Annotated in this window: 19 protein-coding genes; 6 read left to right on the forward strand and 13 right to left on the reverse strand. The window is 42.6% G+C overall.

The features are described 5' to 3' along the window. Position 1: 1 nt before the first annotated feature. The 4 genes from B4F99_RS12720 to B4F99_RS12735 form a co-directional block, all read right to left on the reverse strand. Entirely contained in the window at positions 2-238 is a 237-nt protein-coding gene (locus B4F99_RS12720) for a hypothetical protein (protein ID WP_290758520.1), read from the reverse strand. Between the two features lie 115 nt (positions 239-353). Then, the gene (locus B4F99_RS12725; protein WP_290758523.1) at positions 354-683 is read right to left on the reverse strand and encodes an antibiotic biosynthesis monooxygenase; all 330 of its coding nucleotides are present in this window, start codon (positions 681-683) and stop codon (positions 354-356) included. A gap of 32 nt (positions 684-715) precedes the next feature. After that, positions 716-1339, reverse strand: coding sequence for a hypothetical protein (locus tag B4F99_RS12730; protein WP_290758526.1), 624 nt, complete (start codon positions 1337-1339; stop codon positions 716-718). Then, positions 1336-1770, reverse strand: a complete 435-nt coding sequence (locus B4F99_RS12735; protein WP_290758529.1) for a GNAT family N-acetyltransferase — start codon at positions 1768-1770, stop codon at positions 1336-1338. The genes B4F99_RS12730 and B4F99_RS12735 overlap by 4 nt, the downstream gene beginning before the upstream one ends. Positions 1771-1814: 44 nt before the next feature. Between B4F99_RS12735 and B4F99_RS12740 the strand changes: the two genes are divergently transcribed. After that, the gene (locus B4F99_RS12740) at positions 1815-2600 is read left to right on the forward strand and encodes a pentapeptide repeat-containing protein (RefSeq protein ID WP_290758532.1); all 786 of its coding nucleotides are present in this window, start codon (positions 1815-1817) and stop codon (positions 2598-2600) included. Positions 2601-2670: 70 nt separating this feature from the next. Here the strand turns inward: B4F99_RS12740 and B4F99_RS12745 are convergent, their stop codons facing one another. Both B4F99_RS12745 and B4F99_RS12750 read right to left on the reverse strand, forming a co-directional pair. Continuing rightward, positions 2671-3372 (reverse strand): nucleotidyltransferase domain-containing protein, encoded by a 702-nt coding sequence (locus B4F99_RS12745; RefSeq protein WP_290758535.1) that lies wholly within the window; start codon positions 3370-3372, stop codon positions 2671-2673. A 10-nt stretch (positions 3373-3382) separates the two neighbouring features. Further along, positions 3383-3856, reverse strand: coding sequence for a hypothetical protein (locus B4F99_RS12750; RefSeq protein WP_290758537.1), 474 nt, complete (start codon positions 3854-3856; stop codon positions 3383-3385). 199 nt (positions 3857-4055) lie between these two features. Between B4F99_RS12750 and B4F99_RS12755 the strand changes: the two genes are divergently transcribed. Continuing rightward, positions 4056-4625 (forward strand): recombinase family protein, encoded by a 570-nt coding sequence (locus B4F99_RS12755; RefSeq protein WP_290758540.1) that lies wholly within the window; start codon positions 4056-4058, stop codon positions 4623-4625. Between the two features lie 26 nt (positions 4626-4651). Here B4F99_RS12755 and B4F99_RS12760 read toward each other — a convergent pair whose 3' ends face one another. Beyond that, positions 4652-5059 (reverse strand): hypothetical protein, encoded by a 408-nt coding sequence (locus B4F99_RS12760; protein ID WP_035407875.1) that lies wholly within the window; start codon positions 5057-5059, stop codon positions 4652-4654. Between the two features lie 145 nt (positions 5060-5204). Here B4F99_RS12760 and B4F99_RS12765 point away from each other — a divergent pair, with 145 nt between their 5' ends. After that, positions 5205-5588: a hypothetical protein gene (locus tag B4F99_RS12765; RefSeq protein ID WP_290758543.1), complete on the forward strand. Its 384-nt coding sequence runs from the start codon at positions 5205-5207 to the stop codon at positions 5586-5588. A 16-nt stretch (positions 5589-5604) separates the two neighbouring features. Here the strand turns inward: B4F99_RS12765 and B4F99_RS12770 are convergent, their stop codons facing one another. Then, positions 5605-6132 (reverse strand): hypothetical protein, encoded by a 528-nt coding sequence (locus B4F99_RS12770; RefSeq protein ID WP_290758546.1) that lies wholly within the window; start codon positions 6130-6132, stop codon positions 5605-5607. Positions 6133-6242: 110 nt separating this feature from the next. On the opposite strand from B4F99_RS12770, the gene B4F99_RS12775 reads away from it, so the two are divergent. Next, the gene (locus B4F99_RS12775) at positions 6243-6842 is read left to right on the forward strand and encodes a TetR/AcrR family transcriptional regulator (protein WP_290758548.1); all 600 of its coding nucleotides are present in this window, start codon (positions 6243-6245) and stop codon (positions 6840-6842) included. Positions 6843-6882: 40 nt separating this feature from the next. Here B4F99_RS12775 and B4F99_RS12780 read toward each other — a convergent pair whose 3' ends face one another. Continuing rightward, positions 6883-8169: an MATE family efflux transporter gene (locus B4F99_RS12780; protein WP_290758551.1), complete on the reverse strand. Its 1287-nt coding sequence runs from the start codon at positions 8167-8169 to the stop codon at positions 6883-6885. Positions 8170-8556: 387 nt separating this feature from the next. Then, positions 8557-9426: a methyl-accepting chemotaxis protein gene (locus B4F99_RS12785; RefSeq protein WP_290759478.1), complete on the reverse strand. Its 870-nt coding sequence runs from the start codon at positions 9424-9426 to the stop codon at positions 8557-8559. A 285-nt stretch (positions 9427-9711) separates the two neighbouring features. On the opposite strand from B4F99_RS12785, the gene B4F99_RS12790 reads away from it, so the two are divergent. Together B4F99_RS12790 and B4F99_RS12795 are read left to right on the forward strand one after the other, a co-directional pair. Further along, positions 9712-10188: a transposase gene (locus B4F99_RS12790; protein WP_290758554.1), complete on the forward strand. Its 477-nt coding sequence runs from the start codon at positions 9712-9714 to the stop codon at positions 10186-10188. Continuing rightward, positions 10185-10616, forward strand: coding sequence for an ISL3 family transposase (locus B4F99_RS12795; protein WP_414651136.1), 432 nt, complete (start codon positions 10185-10187; stop codon positions 10614-10616). The genes B4F99_RS12790 and B4F99_RS12795 overlap by 4 nt, the downstream gene beginning before the upstream one ends. 253 nt (positions 10617-10869) lie before the next feature. On the opposite strand, the gene drmB is transcribed toward B4F99_RS12795, so the two are convergent. From drmB to B4F99_RS12810, 3 genes are read right to left on the reverse strand one after another with little or no spacing between them, the layout of a single operon-like run. Continuing rightward, entirely contained in the window at positions 10870-12801 is a 1932-nt protein-coding gene (gene drmB / locus B4F99_RS12800) for a DUF1998 domain-containing protein (RefSeq protein ID WP_290759484.1), read from the reverse strand. Beyond that, a complete protein-coding gene (locus tag B4F99_RS12805; protein WP_290758557.1) occupies positions 12773-16321 on the reverse strand; it encodes a helicase-related protein in 3549 nt (1182 codons plus the stop codon). Before B4F99_RS12805 ends, drmB begins: the two co-directional genes overlap by 29 nt. An 8-nt stretch (positions 16322-16329) precedes the next feature. Further along, positions 16330-17736, reverse strand: coding sequence for a hypothetical protein (locus tag B4F99_RS12810; RefSeq protein ID WP_290758560.1), 1407 nt, complete (start codon positions 17734-17736; stop codon positions 16330-16332). Between the last annotated feature and the right edge of the window lie 80 nt (positions 17737-17816).

The raw sequence follows: 17816 nt of genomic DNA on the forward strand, positions 1-17816 counted from the left end.
CTTATGTCATGAAGACGAGGTGTTGCAGTAAATAAATCAAGGAACACCAGAAGATGAAAGCGATCCCCTCTTGCAACCACTCTTTACGTGTCAACGGTTCACGTAAGAAGGAGACGCAAGCAAACAGTAAGACGAAGAAGTAGAGATAAATGAAGCCACCGCTCGTCAAGAAACCCAAGAGCAGGATCATACCACCGAGGACGGATAGGCTAGAGACGACAGGTTTACGATAGACCATGCGATGCCACCTCGTTTCATCTAGTTTGTTAGAATATACCCAGATTACGGTAAAACAATCTAATGTATTATTACACACAAGACCCCCGAGAAGAATCCTCTCAGGGGTCTTGTGTTTATTCTGTTGCTGCGCTATGGTCGGCGACGATCGCATATTCCGTGACGGTATTTGAGATGACGAGCGGTTTGACTTCGGACGTCCCGTTATCCCGCTTATGGTGAACCCCTTTATACGCTTGACTCTCCTGCCATGCATGAAACGCCGCTTGATTCGACCATGTCGTCATGATCGTGACGATGTCTTCTTCTTCCTGACTAATATCGACGAGGACTTGCATCCGGTGGAAACCCTCCATCCGTTCGATTCCCTTCGTCGTCTTAAAACGCGCTGCGACTTGATCTGCTGCGCCCTTCACGACGTGTAGCTGATTCATGACGATCCACATGTTCTTTTCCCCCTTTTTTCGTCTTCAGTATACTAAAAGTCACGGGTCATAGAAAACGCGGATGCGTTTTCGCTTAATGACGTCAAGCGTTGGATCATCTCTTTTCCATTTATACGCGTCGCGATCATTTCAAAGTAGAGCGAATGCGGGAAGGCGTCCGGTAACGGTTGGACGGTATGGAAACGTTCCTGACCTGCGACGGTTAACGAGCGCTGCATCGGACGTAATGGTACTTCCCCATCAGCCGTCGTCTTATACGGCTCGAACCGAATCGTTTTCATTTGTTTTGAGCCATTCATGCCGTAGGCGACGAGATACCGACCTTCCGGTGTCGCAAGCAACCGTCCCTCGAACCAATCCGCCTCCGTCGTCTGCTTGGCACGAATGATTCGATCGATCCGTTGTGCCTCATCGGTTTGTTGCAGGAGCAGAAACAAGCGATCATGTTTCGCTTCAAGATATGCGACGGCATAATGTTCAGACAATCGTTCGACGAAGTAGACATCACGCGCTTCGATCGATGTGTTCGTCATCTGTTTATATAACTTCGTGACCGTTTTTGCCGTGAAGGAAGGGGTCTCGGGACGCTGGTACATCCCCGTCAATGCTCCGAGTACTAATCCAATCACTAAGATAAAAAGGAGTCGGCGTTTCATCGGTCGACCTGCTTGACGAGCAGGTGATAGCTAGCACCCGGTGGATAATCATCGATTCGTCCGACTTCGATGAATCCCTGTCGTTCATAAAACGAGAGCGCTTGAAACGAGAACGTCTCGACACGGATTCTGTTGATTCCTGCTTCTCGTGCCCATGTTTCCAATCGATGAAATAACGTCATGCCGAGTCCACTTCCCCGCTCCTCCTCGACGACAATGAACCATTCAATATGTAACCAGCCCCAGTACGCCTCTCCCGTGATGCCACCGATCGGTTGATCGTTTCGCATCGCCGCAAGTAATGTGACGGCTTGTATTCCATTTAACCGTTTTTTGGCATGAAACGGCGAAGTCTCGACGTTATAGCGTCGCACCTGTTGTCTGATCCAATCTTGTCCGTCTTCATTTTCATTGAGTTGAAATTGCAGCATATCCGGACTCCTTTCTTGCTATAGTAGTAGTGGAGGTGAATGCGATGGAACCCACATTCCAGATTGATTGTACGAAGTGTTTTGGTTTATGTTGTACGGCACTTGCTTTTTCAAAATCCAGTGATTTCGGTCATGATAAACCGGAAGCGACACCGTGTCGCAATCTTGATGCGGATTACAGTTGCCGCATCCATGACCGGTTACGCGATAGCGGCTACAAAGGTTGTACCGTCTATGATTGTTTTGGTGCCGGCCAACATTTGTCACAGCAGACGTTCCAAGGCGATGATGCACCAAAGCGACACCAAGCGATTTATGCTGCTTTCCCGAAGATGGTTCACTTGTTTGAGATGATGTGGTACGTAACGGACGGAAAACGCGATGTCACGCGTGACATTCACAATCAACTCGATGAGATGCTTGCCGCGTTGACCCGATACGCTGCCTTACCGGCGGATCAATTTGCACGGCTTGACCTGATGTCAATCCGTCAAACCGTCCGACCCCTCCTTGGAATGATCGCTTCTCGTGTTCAAGTTCAGTATAGCGGAAGACGCGACCAGACACCACGCGACTGGGTCGGAAAACAGCTACAAGGACGAGATTTTTCAGGTGCCAGCGTTCAGAACCAGTGGTTGCTGGCGACGAACTTGTCGAATAGCCGTTTGTGCGGTGTCAACTTTCTCGGAGCTGATCTGCGAGACTGTAACGTCAAAGACGCCGATCTGACAGACGCGCTCTTTTTGACACAAGCACAAATCAATGCCGCAATCGGCAATGCCGCAACACAGTTACCGCCGCGTTTGCTCCGTCCGTCCCATTGGCGTTAAACAGAAGCGAACGATAAAGAGACACGTTTTCGGATCATCGACCGAAAACGTGTCTCTTTATGTATGCTTGTTATCTTTTTCCGAGCATAAAGCCGTCAAAATAACGCCCGCCAAACGGTGCGAGATAATCGTCGACTAACGCGATGACGACTCGGCGGTCATTCGACTGATAATACGACTCAAAAGCTCTTGTGTGTCGACTGGCATATTCTTCGTCAAACTCCGCAAGAGCACGGATTGTCCACTTCCCTTGTCCGATGTAGCGTTGATTGGCACGAAGGACGAATTCGATGCTCTGTTCATATAAACGTGACGCAATCGCTAGACCTTCTGCGCGGTTCGTCACACTCTCGAAGTCGTCGAGCAAGTCACTTAAAAAATAACGCGCGCGTTGTTGTTCCGGATTCGACCACGCAACAGGTCCTTCCGCCAATTGTTGAACGGCTTCCTTGCGGATAGAGGCAAGGTGTGGATGATCCTCGATCGTCCAGCTGTCAGCAATCATGCGTTGCAGGGACGGGCGACCACGTTCCCGGTCACTCTCGAAAAAATGCGCGATCGTCTCAAAGGAATGGACGAATGCTTCGATCGGGACACCGTCATAGGTAAACGATTCCCGGTATGCCCGTCGTCGACTTGCTTCAAAGATGATTAAATCGACATCTGATTGTGCGGTCGCTTGTCCTCGCGTGTGACTGCCGGCAAGTAAGACGGCACAATGATCCGGATAACGTGACGCGACGAGCGGCATGATCCAATCACACCACTCCATGCGTGTCCACTTAGTCTTCAACTTGTTCACCAATCCCGGAGAAGACAGCTAGTTCGTCACCCGGTACGGCAACGATCGTCGCGTCGGCTCGGTGTGGCGTGAGACCGATATCGATCGCCCACGATTCGTAATATGTATCCGACCCGTTCAGGACAAGCGTTTGTCCGTTACTGAAGGTCAAGAATAAGTGTGGTGCCGTCTTGCCGATCCGGACACCGGTGATCCGTTCCGCGTGCAGTGAGACGATCAAGTGTAGCATCTCTTCCTTTGTCGCATGGCGAACGACCCAATTCTGTGTCGTCTCGACATCGCCATAAAATAGACGGTCCGTCTCGATCCGAAGTCGCAGTTCAGGCGCTGTCGTATCGAACAAATTGATGAATTCGAGCGTGACGTAGCCTGCGACATGGACCGTCGCTAGTTGTGTGCCGATGAAATAGGTCGTCAAGAGCTGACGGGCGAGTTGATGATCTTCTTTGTTCATGGTGAGCACCTCATTTAAAAAGAATGAATGGTATAAGGATGAGTCCGAGAAACTTACTTCCACTCAATTTACCACAAATTAGTCGATCCGAACATGAGAAGAAAGGCATGTTTTCGGTTTTCTGCGGCACGAAGGTGAGAATACGGTATACTGATGAGGAACTGACGTCGATCGTGATCGACAGAGAGGAGCTCTATCCATGCAATATTTCTATATGAGACCCTATCCGGATGATCCTGACTGTTCTGCGCAACAAGCAGAGGCGGATCAGATTGATGTGACGGCACGTGTCGTTGAGACCCATGATTCGGCCAAACGCCGAATGGAACTTGAACAGATGCTTGAGGCGCTGCAAGCGGGAGACGAAGTCATCGTCACGCATCTCTACGTCCTAGCAGACTCGACGCGGCACTTGATTGAGATGCTCGAACAAATGGAGATGCGTGGCGCGACGCTGTGGTCGCTCCGCGAACACATTCGCACGAGCGAACGGGCATCCTTGTCGTTCCTAGAAACGGTCCGCCACCTGGTCCAGTTGCAAAGTGATGTCATCAGCATGTCAACGCGTGCCGGACTCTCAAAAGCAAAAGAGCAAGGAAAACAGACCGGTCGACCGCGGAAACCCGATGAAAATGTCCGCCGCGCGATTGCGATGTATCAAAGCAAAGAGTATTCGCTCGCTGATATCCGAGAACAGACCGGTATTAGTAAAAGTACGTTATACCGATATCTCGAAAGCGAGACGATCGATGCAACGGACAAAGGCTGACTCCATTATGGAATCAGCCTTTTTTGTCAGCTATTTTGCTTTAATGTGTTGCCGAGCCATTTTTGGAGGGCTTTACCGCCTTCATAGAACGAACAGTCCCGTAATTCATACGTATGACCGCCTTGTTCAATCAAGTCGAGGAACGTATTCCCGACGTCCCGGTTTTCCCATTTCCGCTGATCCGTCAAATACTTGAAGCCGAAGTTACACTCGACGTTGAAGATGATGTGGAAGGGTTCCTTGAACGATTGGACGGCGCGGATCATCTCGATCAAAATCATTCGTTTTGGTGACGACGCTTCGAACGTATCGAACAGTGTCGTCCGGCGTCCGTGAAACTCAATGACACGGATTGCGCGTCCGGTATCAGCTTTAAAGTCATAACTCGTCCGAATCGAGACGATGATCTCACGTTGGTCTGGTTGTACTGGCATGGTGTATCGCTTCCTTTCTCTCGGTCGATTATAGCACGGACCTGTTCGCTTTTAATAGATATCAACGACTCGGTCTCAAGAAGGATTGTCGTAACCTAAAATTTGTCTTATACTAAAATTACCAAATACATAAAGGAGCGTTTTCGTGAAACATCTATTTTCGATACTCCTCTCGGCGAGCCTCTTGTTCACGGGTTGCTACTGCACTCTCGATGAACGAACGGACGAGCCACACTTCAAATCACGTGCCCGCTCCATCTCCTCGTATCATACTTTCGATATCGAATACGCGAAAGGACTACGCAAGGAACAGGTCTCAAACCGTACTGTTACCGTGACGGATTCAAATGGTGAGCGGATGCAAACGGAGATTGAAGTCCTAGACGGCAAAGAAATCCGGATTAAACCACCGCGTACTGGATATAAAAAAGGACGTCGCTACATCATCCACATTCGGGATTCAATCGACGCCCGGAAAGAAGTACATACGAATACGATTCGGGAACGAACCTTCACTGTCGACCGCTGACAGCCAAGGTTCGTTTTTATTTAGAGCGAGCTGGAAAAACGGTATAACTCATCGAGATGACGCCATCGATCACAAGAACGAGTCCCCACAATTGTAACGTCCGCAAGAGGCTTTCGGTTTGTTCGGTATTTCCGAGCCAGAGTATCATTGCTCCGAGTAAGGCACCACCAATCAAGAATGCCAGGATGTGCCGATAGAATCCGTTGCGTTCCCGTCGCGCACGCGATATGCGTTCTTTTGCTACTTGTTCCTTGAGGATCACCCGGCGATACACCCCATCCGCCCAAGAAATCATCTGCTTCCCGAATGCGAGCGATACGCCGATGTAAATCGCAGCAAGTCCGTGTGCAAGCGTTGCTGTGCTACCGCGACTTAAGTCCAACACTGTTAAGACCAGTAAGACGATATCAATCACTGGTGACATCGCCATCAATCGAAAACCGAGCTTCTCTCGCCTGAATCCATAACGCACGAACAGTCCTGCGACGATGAATACCCAAAATAGAATTTCACAACAAACGATTGCCCAAGCGACGAGTTGCATCGTGATCCTCTCCTTTTTTAATACGACTGTATTATAAAGATAACATCACTTTCATCACTTGACTAGTCTTTTTAATACATTCGTGCTAAAAAAGCTGATATACTTAATGTATGCCAAAACAAGTCAATCACGAAGAACGAAAACGCCTCATCGCAGAAGCGACGTGGCGCACGATTTCTAATGTCGGTATCGAACAAGCTAGCGTCCGGGCGATCGCCAAGGAAGCGGGTCTGTCCCTTGGTGCCTTACGGTATTACTTTACGACCCAAGAAGAATTGCTCCGTTTCTCGATGCAACTCGTCCAAGAACGGGTCCAAGAACGCATTACAACCATTTTCGAGAGAGGAGGAACACCAGAAGAGACGTTATGCAACGTCTTACTCGAAGTCTTGCCGTATGCACCTGAGCATCAGCTTGAGATGCAGGTCTGGTTCCAATTCATGATGTCTGCGTATGCGTCTCAATCAACAGAGAATCCAGACGACATTTACCACATGTGTCTGGTATTACTGACACGGATTCCGGACGGTACGTTCCGAGCAGGTATAGACATCGAGCTTGAGAGCGAACGTCTCGCAGCACTCGTTGATGGATTAGCCTTTCATGCGCTGTTTCGACCAGAACGCCTCCCGAAAGAACGATTGCGTCATATCCTTGTCCATCACTTGAATGCCCTATTCGTCCGTCCTTTAGCGCTCGACGACAAATAACCCGAAGTTCCTTCATCTGCATGAGGGAACTTCGGGTTATTCATTGTTTCGCTTCTACGAGGATCAACGATAAAGAGCGGATTAAAAAGAACGTCAGAAATGCTACCCAGACTCCCTGATTGTCAAAACTTGATGTCGACAGCAGCACAATCGCAAAACCGATCCCTGCTTGAATCATCGAGTTCCGGACTGGAGTTGCCTCGACACGACCAGCAAAGATTCCTTCGTAAATCATCGCCCACCCGGCAATCAGCGGTAGGATGATGATCCAGAGATAATAGTCGCGCGCCGCGTCTAGGATCACTTCTTCTGAAGTGAACAACTGAAGCAGCGGTGTTTCAAGGAATAGGAGCACAAGTGACCAGAACACGACTGAGTAGAATCCGAACGTCCGTGCCAAACGGACACTCGTCCGGTACGCTTCCTGATCTTGATGCCCTCTCGCCCGACCGACAAGAACGGTTGACGCATGACCGAGTCCACCGAACCAATAAGAGATCAGATACTGAATCTGCAGTAGGATCGCATTGGCTGCAAGGATATCCGGTCCGAATTGTCCTCCCGCTCGTGTAAACCAGCCGGTAACGAGTAACAGGAAAATCGTTCGAATGAATAAATCTCGATTGACACGAAAGAATTGCCGGTAGGCGTGCCAATCCGTCAAGGCACGCAGTTCGTCGCGCGTCATCGACAAATGACTCCGAATCAGATAGAGACTGCAGGCGACAATGCTGATTTCCGCGATGATGGTCGCAAGCGCAATTCCAGCAACACCGGTGTTCAATCCGTAGACGAATCCAATATCGAGTACGACGTTGACCCCGATACTGAATAATTGGACGAACAAAGCATGTTTGACTTGTCCCGTTCCGATTAACCAGCCAAGTAACGCATAACCCATCAAGACGAACGGTGCGCCAATCATCCGGTACGAGATGTATGTCTTGACTGCATCCAGCAAGTCAGCAGGTGGTGCAAGTAGGTAGAGTCCGAGCTGCTCGAGCGGCTGACGGAACAACAGAATGAGCAAACCGATACAGGCTGCTAGGAACAGCGGTCGGTAGAGCGAAATTCGTAAGGCATGGGCGTCATTCGCGCCGCTTGCCTGAGCACTAAATCCTGTCGTACTGACTTTTAAAAAGCCGAACAACCAGTAGATCGTATTGAAAAAGACGGCACCAACAGCGATGCCACCAATCGCGCGCGGATCTCCCGATTGACCGATGACGACGGTATCGGTCACACCAAGCAACGGTGTCGCAATACTTGAGAGAATGAGCGGATAGGCAAGTAACCAAAACGTTTTGTGGTTTGGTTGAGTACTCATCATACTAGTTGGACCTTCATATGTAAGACAAATGATGTAGTAGTTGGTTCAAAAATCATTGGTTCACATCCCTTCAAAGTAATTTTCGAACATACAAGGTGTGTAAGCCCTAAGGATATCAAACTCTTTTTCTAAACACTATGGTTTTAGTAGCATGAAACAATCGTATAGATTAAACTTCATGTTGAATTTAAAATTATAAAAATAAATTTGGTAAGTGAAATAAATAGTGTGATATTTTCCTTATTTGCGATCTTTTCGTATTCTTTTTCTACCTTTATAACAGCATTGCATTGCTGATTGTTTGCCATATTTTTTTGTAAATGCATAAAAAGAAGCCGGACCTAGGGTCTGACTTCTTAAGTCTATTTAAATAGTGTCACTCGTTCATAAGACATCGACGAATTGTTTTGCCTGGCGCTCCAGTTGTTTCGCTGAGTCAGCTAACTGATCGAACTCACTCACTGTATGTTCAAGCTGACCAGTACTGTTCTTTACCTTGCTTGAAATCCGTTCGATACTGTGCGAGACGTCCTCGATTCGCTCAACGATCCCTTCGACATTCTCCTTGATTTCCCCGATCGAATGCGAGACTTTATTCGACAGGTTTCGGACTTCGGTTGCGACGACATCGAATCCACGTCCGTGTTCACCAGCGCGTGCTGCCTCAATTGCCGCATTCAAGGCGAGTAGATTCGTCTGCGCCGCAATTTCACGGATCGTCTTGACGATGTCGGTGATCGAGTTTGCATCTTTACGCAAGGCGACAAGACTCGATAAGTTTTCGATGGATTCAGCCTCGACTTGTTGGACGGTTGCAAGGACGTTCAAACCGTCTTGTCGACCACTTTCCGATTTGACCGTCAAGAAGGCTGATGTCTCGTTGAGTTCGGCCGCCATTCGTAAAACGTCCTGCTGGCGAATCGTGATGTCCGATGCAATTTTCGAGACCCCGACGACCCGGCGTCCGTCATCCGAGTAAATCGGCATGTATGTCGCTTCGAGCCACTTTCGTTGTCCGTCAGCAGCCCGGCGTTCAATCTTATCCTGATACGTGATGCCTTGCATCAATTTTCGCCAAAACAACTCGTAATCTGGACTATTAACGAAAGCCGGATAACAGAGATCACGATGGTATTTACCGATTAACTCTTCCACTTCGTACCCCATCGTCCGGGCAAACAACTCATTTACGTATGCGACTTTACGTCGATCGTCAAAACGAATGATGGCTAGATTTTGTTCGATTGCCCGGATGACTTGTGTCGGTGACCTGTGTTACTTGCCCTTGCATCGACATGCCGATTCCTCCCTGGATTCAAACTGAGGTCATGATTTACCTATTGTCATATTATCCCTTATATCGACAAGTTCCTGCTATTTTAAGGCTCATCACCATAAGGTGTGGTTGACACATAAAATCCATCGGATTTGAATTGAACATAGAAAAAAAGCGAAAACCCCGGTATCGTAATTGTTGCCTAGACAAACCACGATTGGAGTTTTCGCTTTGTCCCACGTCAAAGATGCTTCTCTTGTGATTTGACGTTCGTATATGACTACGGTCTCGGGCTCGTCCGTACCTCCACCGAGGTGTTCCGGAAAGGCATCGCAGAACGTTGCCACGGTAGGACGATCTCAGATGTAGCGCGTGAATACGGGTTACCTTACACGACGGTGGAACGATGGTTTTATCGGTACGCCTCAGTAGAGATAGGGAAGCATACGACAGACGTCCTCATCGACGAGTTCGCCACACGAAAAGGACATCACTATGCGACAATCGTCCTCGATGCCGAGAGTGGTCGGCTCCTGTCCATTGTCCCGGAAAGGGACGTCACGGCCATCACGGCTGCACTCCAAGGCATAGCCGGAGACATCCGTTCTGTCGTCAGTGACTTTGCACCGGCGATGGCGAAGGCCGTCGCACATGTCTTCCCGGATGCGAAACATGTGCTGGATCGTTTCCATCTCATCCAGTTCTTCACGGACGCCCTTCGCCGCCGGCGTCGTTTTTGAACGAGGCGAAACGTCACCATCATGTCCGTGTGATTGACCGTGCTCTCGCCTGTCGTCCGGAGACGCTGTCCCCCGAAGACCGGGAGGTCGCCGATTCTTGCCTTCGGGAAGATCCGTTCACCCGGGACCTCTATCAAGGACTTCAACATATCCGATATGTGCTGAAGACCACGTGCCATGGACAGGCGAAACGTCGACTGACCGATTGGTTGGATCGTTATCAGTCCCATCCTTGCGGGCCTCTGGCGAAGATCGCGAAATCGATCCAGAACCGAGAGGAAGCGATGCGTCGAACACTCGTGTCCCGTCTATCAAACGGAAAGATGGAAGGAACGAATAACAAAATCAAGCTCATCAAACGCCGTGGTTATGGCTATCGAAACCTTGAACGGTTCTTTTTAAGGTTGTATCTAGAAATCGGTCGTTAAAATAGCAACCACGAGTTATGGTGATGAGCCAATATTATTTTTAAACTCATTCATTTTGAGGAAATTATGAAAAAGTCATTAGAGATCTAGAACAAGATCATTAAGTATCTGATGATGATAGGTAGCTAAACATCTAGAGCATTTTCGTAAGCGAACTTAGCAATGTGACATTTGATAATATCGATTAGGAAATACCCTAACATATTTGCGTAACTAGATAAAAACAAAGAGCGAAAATAAAACCCACATTTGCTTACCTCTTAAAGAAACCAATCTCTTCATCCACTAATAAACTCCTATCTAAATACAAGTTCCAAAATTCACAAGATGTCTCTGGTATATGTGAGCAGTTATAGCATGCAGCGCCATTTAAATTATTTACACCTTGCCCTTGTTTACTTCCAAGTTCTGAACATACTGGATCAGAACTACACCAATCAGCATTATTTATTGCTTTATCTAATAAATGAAAGAAATTCTCCTCTAAACCTAAGCGAACTAGCCCACCTAATGTTCCTTCAGAATCTCCCGCAGAAATATAAATAAGAACACCCGCTTGCTCACTACCTAGATATAGTCTTTCTCTGATAGATGCACGGTTATACCCGCAAACATTTGCAAGTTCGTCTATTAAAAAATGAGATAGTGTATGCAACATTATATTACTGGGCTTGAGAATCGTTTCGTCGCGGTGCTCTACATCTTTAATACGCTCTAGATATTGATTAAAGTATTTCTGTACTTGAGGAGAAGATTCCCATTCTTCAATTCTACTCAGATTCAATTGTAAAAAGATACCCTCTCCATATACTTCGTTAACCGGTAACCATTTTTCTGGAGCATTTTCATAATCTTTATAAAGTGAGGGATAGTAAGAACTATACTCGGTGCTATTTTTATAATCACGACGATCAAAACCATACAAGGCCGTAGTTTCTTTTAGTTTAATTACTCTTGATAAACGATTTAAATATGGTTTGTAGTAGTGATTCTTGTCATCAGCTTCATCTTCAAATATCCATTCTGTTCTTACTTTTAGTTCTTCTGAATTGACTTCAGAAACTAGTTTTTCAAATTCTTTTTGTTTGATTACTAACCCTGGCTTTTCTAATTCGTCTTCAGTATACTGATATTCTTCTCCGGCCTCTAGATACATTAAAGCGTCCTTTATATCTTCATCAGTAAGCTCTGTTATAAATTCCATTTTCAGCTCTTCTCGCACTGCCTGAATTTTTTTCTCTAAACTCTCTATCACATCAAGTTTGATACGCAATGTGTATCTACTCTGTGATTGAATTTTAGCTACAATTGCATCAACATTTTCACTGTAGTCTCCAGGAATAGCTAATGCACTGATTTTTTTCGCCATGTACACATTTACAGAGTTACGCAATATCGCTACCGGGACGCCTGTACATTCTTCTTTTTCATTACCACACCAAGGTTTTTCCCCTTCACAAGTATATTTTCGAGACCTTTCTTCATTTAACGAGTCTCCTAAAACACTACTATTTCCTTGAGTGGAATTTGATACTGTCACTCCTCTTAAACTACGACTTTTATTACACCTCTCACATTCAACTACCCATGAGTCTAGTGTTGTCCCACCGCTCATTCGAATTTTCAAATGATCAGTACATGTAGTATCTTCATTATGGTGAACCCATTTTGCCCATGGGAAATCAGACAAGTGCCCATGCTCACAAATAACTACAAAAGGAACTTGTTTGAAATACCTTTTCGTCTCACATTTACTACAATTTAAGTAAACTGAAGATTGATCAAGTTCAAGTTTCTTTAATGACTTGCAGTAACTACAATAATGCCATCTTGGAAAACGCATTAGCGGCACTATTAAATTACTATTTGGACCTTGTTCTAGACTATTTGTTATTTTTCTAAAATCAGGTGGTGTATAAAACTTATCTACTTTTAATACTGATTTTAACCTAGGTTCATTAACTATGAATTCTTCAATGTTTTTTGCTTTTTCACCCTTAAAGTCCCTGAACCAAAGATCTAAAGCCCCTACCACAGCCGTCTCTCCTTCTGGGCTAATTACTAATGATCCAGGTCCTTCTGTCCCAACTAATTTAGAACGCCTCATTGGTAACTGTCGCATCAATTCATCACCTTTCTCACCAGATTCAATTTTTTCACCAAATAAATTCTTCCTCACTTTCACTTTCAAGTTCGACGATAGAACCCCTGCTTTCAGCATCTACACTTCTTAACGAATTTATTACAGGAATACTGTTTATATATTTTTCTCCATCTTTTAACTTGCCTGCCTGATACATTAATCCTCTTTCCACCTCAGAAACAGACCAGGTTTCATAGCGACCTTTTAATAGTCGGTTCATAAATATAGTTAAGGTATCATTCCAAATGGTTAACTGAGCTGGGTCAATTAAGGTTACTCGTTCTTCAAAACGACGCAAAAAAGATTTGAAACGTTCATCTTTTATAGCACGTTGAATTTCTTTAGATGTTGGAAAATTTGCGATTGGGCTGTCAAGCCGTTGACGCATAAAACCTATAATAACAGCTGTTAATCCTCTTTCTAATGCGGATGTAGAAAAGGGGGTTAAACTTGTTGTTTCCACTTGTGCATATAATCTTTGGTGATACTCATTAAAATGTTCAAAGTGTGATTTATCACGTGAATTTTGGTTTGAATATACAGTCACAATTAAACCTGGTCTTTCATACGGTCTTCTCCCAACACGACCGCTCACTTGAATGTATTGAGCAGTCATTTTAGGCTGACCAATAATACCCATTAAAGATAATCGGTCAATATCAACTCCAACTTCAATAATATTCGATGCTAAACAGGATGAGAGCGCCTTAGTTCTCTTTTTATTATCTTTTTCAGCATAAGACACATTTAAATCATCTATTGTTTTAGCAATTTCGTTACTCTGCTTTCGGGAAGTCAATTCAAGTGGTGAAGCTAAATATCTACTATTTTTTAATTCTTCTCGTTTTACTAATGAATTTATATAAGTGGGTATATCACTGTTAAATAAGTTTAACCCTGCTCCTAGATCTCTCAAGCTATTGTAGAAAGAAAGTAATGTCCAAAACGGATCTCTTTCATCTTCAGAAAAACTCTCTACTTCTTGCAAGATTGCTGAATATGTCATGACTTGTGCCATCAACAAACGTACTTTTGATGTAAATACACCAACGTATTTTCGACCTGGCATTGGTTTACCATTCTCGTCAATTGCCACTTTTGAGAAAAACGAATCATCTATATCGATACCTGGGCTTGGAAATAAACTCGAATTATCTCTTCCAAATAAACATTTTGCTTGCTCCTGAAAATCTTTAATGGTTGCAGTTGCTGCAATAATTTTTGGTTTAATTGGTGTCTTACCTCGATCGTCAATACATAATTCTTCAATTAATACTTCATATAATCCGGCAAGAGTTCCTAAAGGACCTGAAATTAAATGCAGCTCGTCTTGAACAATTATTTGTGGAGGAGAAACGACGCGTTCTCCCTTCCCATCTAATCCAAATAACTGTCCCGCCTCAGGTCTCCATGTCAACTGAACAAATTTATCGATTGTTCCAATTAAAAATGTTGGCTTTTTTTTATAGATTGTTTCATCTACAAAGTAAACTGGAATTTCGTTATGAAAATCACATTTTTTATCAGGACATCTCACTAGAAGTTGATTATTTTCCTTTTTAAAGCCTATTACTTCACTTTCATTACGTTTCGAATTTTTTCCTCTAACTTCAACTTTCCCAATCTGGCAGCCACACCACGGGCACCTTGTTACGACTAAATTTTCAGGACCTTTTGATTTGCTCATTGCTTTTACTTGGGCAAATGCTTCTTTATTTGTATTGGGCGAAGTACTTGATCCTACCCAGATCCCAATAGAATAAGGAGTTTCTCCCAGTTCTTTTTCATTTTCTCGTCTTACGTATTCCATTCCACATATTAACCTTGATGCTCTCTGGAACTGATCAGCTGTCAATAAACGAAGTGTATAACGCATCATAATATCTACACCTGTATCAGCATTATCTAGCAACCGTCTGTAGAACATTTGAAACGCTGCAACTCCAAGATATGCTTCCGTTTTACCACCGCCGGTTGGAAACCATATCAAGTCAACTATGTTCCGATCATAAGATTCTTTTTCAACTAAAGATTGAATAGATAACAATAAGAAAGCTATTTGAAAAGCCCGCCAGCTATTATGATATGAACTTAGCGCTTGAATATTCACTTGTGATTCTGTCAATAAGTCCTCGATAATTAAATTTAGTGTATTATTTTCTTTTTCAAAAAAAGCTTTTCGCGGTGCCTTACCTTGTATTTGCTGCAATAAAATTGCACGATTAGCTAACTTAAATGCTTTCAAAACCTTAGGTCTTTCTAATATTTCAAGTCCCTTTTCAATTCTTCTCAAACTATCTTTACAAAGTTCTAAATTAGTATGAGCTGCTTTTTTTAGTTCTTGTTGTAAACCCGCTACTTCATTTTCACGCTCGATAATCCAGTTTTTATATCCTGAAACTAAAGGTTGTAATATATGCAGTAATTCATCATAATTTTCCACATTCATTAAGGCTTGCATTTCGATTTTTAATTTTTCTTCTTTATTATTAATATTTATCGTAACGTCTGGGGTCATACTCTCTGTTTCATAAGTTGGAATAAATGTTGAACTTATTTCTTCGATACCATCAGAATATTGATCCCAGGTAACGGAACATCCATGACCAAAAGCGTAGTTATGTTTATTTTTGAATAGTAGCTCATTGTTCCATTCATCATTCGTTAAATCAAGATTCCTTTGTGAAATTTTAGGATAATTCAAAAAGCTATTTCGATTAGCTTTTATACTTAAACATGATTGAAATAAAGTAAACTCGTTTACATTATATTTTTCCGTGGGAGCAGAGACATTTATCACTGTCACTGATACTAACTGATATTGGTCTTTCACCCGCAATTGAATATGTAATTCTAGTTTTATTTTTTCAATCTTATTTTCCCCGTTGTCATAAACCACTAAAGGAATTCTTTTTATGCTAGTCTGTTTTTTTAGATCGAAGTCTTGTAGCTGTATTTCTTCATCAGCGAAAACTGAGGTACGTAACCACCAGTCTTCATCATATTTATAGCGATTTTTTTTATTGCTGGCACTATTGCTATTAATATCCACATAAATTTTGTGTCTATCATAGACACCTGCTGTGAATTTAATTTTGAAGTTATTTACCTCTTTGGATAAACAAAAAGTAATCCCCATACTGGAAGGCATACTTTCATTTTGTTTGATACTAGAAAGAGAATTTTCTACTCCAGAATCTTCAATTATGTCTTCCTTCTTTACATCATCTAATTTTGCATAAAATTCAGGTACTTCTTCATTCACGACATCGATTACAGTCTCTTCTTCTATAATGTCCAGTTCTTTGAGTTTTATAGGATATAACATTCCTGCAGCATATCGTCGCGATGGATTATCTTTTCGAATAATCTCCTCTTTTAAATTTGCTTTATTCCAATAATAATTAGTATTCAGTTCTTCAAAAGTTGTAAAGGTAGTATTTCCAATTATATTTAATGGCTTCGTGGTGTGTTGAATATTACTTGGACCTACAATTTCTTGTTCAATTGCTTCAATTAAACGTTCACGGTTTGATAAAGCACGATCTAATATTGAATTCATTTTTCCACCTATCCTTTTATAATTTTTAATATACTGTCTTCTGAAATAAAATAAGTCGTTTCAGAAATGCTTTTTATTTCTTCAATGTTTATATAAGAGCCTTCAAATTCTTTAGATTTAAATGAATAATATCCATTTTCGTCAATTATATTTTCCACATTGTTATTTAACTCACCTTTTAAAGTACGAGAAATATAGTGCCCAGCCGCAATATGGGCGCTACTGATCTCAGACGCTGCTTTCAATATTCTACTTTTTTCTTCCGAATCAAATTTAAAAGCATCTAACAGGTCACTTAAGCACGAAGGTTTAATAGAATCAATTTCCATCCAGTTTTTAATATTTTCTTCTTTTGCAACTTTAATCCCGTATTTTTCCGTCAAGATCTTCGAGACTTTGTTTATTCCTTTTTGTTTAACATTAAAGCGTAATCTCATCTTCCACTTTTCTAAGCTCTCTCTATATGGGATGGCTTTATGACCTAGTATTTTATCTGCTTCTTCTCGAACTAATGAAGTAGCGTTTAAATCTCGAAAAATTAAGAGATCCCCTATATTAATGTCTTTAATATCTTTTTGAGTGATTTCCAGAGAGTCTCTTATGATTACATTAATCTTTTGTTTTAAAGGTAAGAAAACAAAATTATTATGGGAGATTGTTGCTAATTTTACTTCTATACTTCCTTCTGATGTACTTTCTAAAGATTTATCTAAATCGTTAATAATAATTTTTTTTGATTGTTCTTCATTTCCTTTTAAAAAAGTGTCTTTATAGTTTATTCCTGAATAACCTTTTTCTACAGTTACATTCTGGTATATAGTGTTTATATAGTTATCAGGTGAAGTTAAATCTGAAAATGACTGTTTTTTTATTAAACGATTTTCAAAGCAGCTATATCCTAAAAAGAAAATTTCCTCCCCATAGAACACTTGCGAAAATTTAGAGTCGAAATAACTCGGAGTGCCTATAAATATAAGTGTTTTCGCATAAACTCCTCTTTCTATAAGCTCTTTATCTCTTAAAATTTGATATCTTTTTCCATTAAGGTTTATATAATTTATTGTTAGTTCTTTTTTTGTCACAATATATGTGTCATTTTCAAGAAAGTCGTATTCTATAGTCAAATCAGTCAGTTGTTTAATGTAAGAGTTTGTTTTTTCTTCTCTTAAAGTTCTTAGAATATTTATTATCGGCTGAATATTGTTATTAAATAAGTCTTCATATTTTTTTCTCTTGGTGTTTGAAAAATATTCTCTAATTATGTCGTCATTTTCTTCAAAATAACTACTATAGCAAGAAAAAGTATCGACTACTTTTCGACATGTTTTTATAAAAACTTCTGTTTTTTCTATCAGAGCAAGATCATATGTATAATATTTTTCAACCTCATTTTTCAACTGTTTTAATTCATTCATTAATTGCCCTATGAGATTATGTTCTACCTTAACGAATTCAATTTTCGTTGACGACGAATGGAACTTATTTGCTAAATCAA

The organism is Exiguobacterium sp. UBA3491, assembly GCF_002377745.1.
Classification (GTDB): Bacteria; Bacillota; Bacilli; order Exiguobacteriales; family Exiguobacteriaceae; genus Exiguobacterium_A.